The following is a 2,169-nucleotide window of genomic DNA, read 5'->3' as shown; positions in this document are numbered from 1 at the left end:
TGGGGTCTCGACCTCGAGGTCGGCGTCCACCAAAAACGCGTTGGGCGCGCGGTCCCGGAGCGACGTGAACGCCAGGCTGTCGCCGGCCGCGTTCCAAACGGGGAGCCGGTCGTCGCGGTCCTGCGGTCGGACGCGGGGCGAGGTGCCCAGGCGCGTGACTTGGCCGGTCTCGACCTCGACGGTCGCCAGGTCGCGTCGGCCCTCGAGGTCGAACAGGTCGAACGCGACGCGGTCGCCGGTGGGACCCCAGCGGACGGTCGGAATCTGGGTGTCGCCCTCGAAGCTCGTGAGCGCGCGCTCAGAGCCGGTGACGGCCCGTCCGCCCTCGAGGTCGAGCACGAACACGTTGGCGGTTCCGCCCTCGAGGCCGACGAACGCGATGCGCCGGCCGTCGGGCGCGAACGACGGGGATGAGGCGCGGCGGTCCGTGGTCAGGCGCGTGATGTCGCCGTCGGTGGTGACGGTGTACAGGTCGTTGACGAGCGATCCGTACTCGCCTCGGCGCGTCCGGGCGTAGGCGATCTGGGTGCCGTCGGGCGACCACGAGACCGGGCCAGCGATGGAGCCCTCGGCCAGGATTCGCAGGTCGCGCGGAGCGGTCGAGTCCGCGCCGGGGTTCGAGACCGTGATGAGCCGACGGACCGGCCTGGCCAGACTCGGCAGCACGACCGCCGCCACGCGCGACGTGTCGGGGCTGAACGCGACGTCGTACACGACCTGGCCGGGGAGGGAGAACGGCTTCGCGTCGAGGCTGTCGAGCCGCTCCATCTGGCCCGCCTGCGTGTTGTAGTACACGTTGACGTGTTGCCGCCACTCCTCGTTGAACGCGCGGTAGCTCTGCCCCGTGACGGCCTGAAACGCGTCGTAGAAGTCGTGGACACGGGCGAGCCCGAACAGCGCCGGGCGGCGGTGGGCCAGGATCGCGGACAGCGTCGAGTCGCCGTAGGTCTGCGCGAGGTAGCGCACCTGGCTGTTCCCGACCGCGTAGCGCAGGCGCCCGTTCTGGGGGCTCGTGCCGTCGTTGTAGTTGAGCCGGTCTTCGAACGTCGCCGTCCGTAGCCAGCGGTCGCCCCGCTGTGCGTCCCAGGCCTCGGTCTGGTACTGGGCCAGGCCCTCGGTCCAGAAGCTCGGGAACGGGTCGCCGAAGAAGATGCCCAGCGTGCCCAGGCTCGATCGCGTGGCTCGGTAGTGGACCAGGTGCGCCAGTTCGTGGGCGATCACCTTGCGGAGCCACTTGACGTCGCCGGTCCAGATCGAGGCCGCGTCGTTGACGTGGACCCAGATCGTCGTGAACCCGCTCGGACCGAGGTTGAACGCGATCCCGTTCGCGATCTCGTCCTCGTCCGACAGGTAGAGCCGGATCGGGTCGTCGAAAGACACTGCCGCCGAGTCCGGCCCCATGTTGCGGACCAGAACGGCCAAGCTCGCCTCGGCGATGGACGCGGCCTCGGCCTCGATGCCGGCCAGGTGTGCCGGGTACACGATCTCGAAGTTCTCCGTCTCTGCGACCTGCCAGTCGATCTCAGGGTGCGAGCGCCCGTTGAACGCGCTGAACCCGATCTGGGCGTCGGCGCCCACTGCCGAGGAGAGGAGGAGGAGCAGGAGGAGGCGTCGCATGGGCGTTCGAGGAGAGTTCGAAGGTAGGCGACCTCGAGGTCGAGCCATCGCCCAACGCGAAGCCGGGGGTCGTCCTGCCCAGGTCACGCCGGAGCCGGCGGGATTGCCCTCGGGGTCGGCGCGGCGGCGGCCGTTCGTCGGCCTCGAGGACGAGTATCAGACCGTTCGGTACGTGTGACAGTCAGGTGGCACCCTGTCTATATACACTACGCGTGCGCGTGCGCGAGGCACGCCGTTCCCACCTCCCCTGCTGCCATGTCTACCGTTCCCTCCCGCGTCGGCACCCCGTCCGATTGGGCTCGAGTGCTCGCCACCGGTCCCCACTACGAGCCCCCGTATCCCGGCGCCGTTCAAGACGAGCTCGCCTGGCACCTGGTCAAGGTGCTCCGCGAGGACGCCCGGATGCGCTCCGAGGTCGAGGTCGAGGTCCCCGCGTCGGCCGGGTGGCCGGAGTTCGGGACCGGCCCGGCGTTCTTCACGCTCGACTTGGTCGTCGACGTCCCGGTCGAGGGCGAGGACGGCGAGCCGCTCGTCCGCCGCGTCGCCTTCGAG

General features: G+C 70.2%; 2 protein-coding genes. One reads left to right on the top strand and one right to left on the bottom strand.

From position 1 onward, the window contains the following. Nucleotides 1–1,617 (bottom strand): peptidase MA family metallohydrolase (locus WBA11_RS03485; protein WP_424519334.1); only part of this gene is annotated, 1,617 nt, incomplete at its 3' end. Nucleotides 1,618–1,872: 255 nt separating this feature from the next. On the opposite strand from WBA11_RS03485, the gene WBA11_RS03480 reads away from it, so the two are divergent. Further along, nucleotides 1,873–2,169: hypothetical protein (locus WBA11_RS03480; RefSeq protein WP_424519333.1), on the top strand; the 297-nt coding region annotated here is incomplete at its 3' end.

The organism is Rubrivirga sp. (assembly GCF_049648075.1).
GTDB lineage: Bacteria > Bacteroidota > Rhodothermia > Rhodothermales > Rubricoccaceae > Rubrivirga.
Note: the sequence above shows the minus strand (reverse complement) of the source record. Positions and strands in the feature narration are given on the sequence as shown.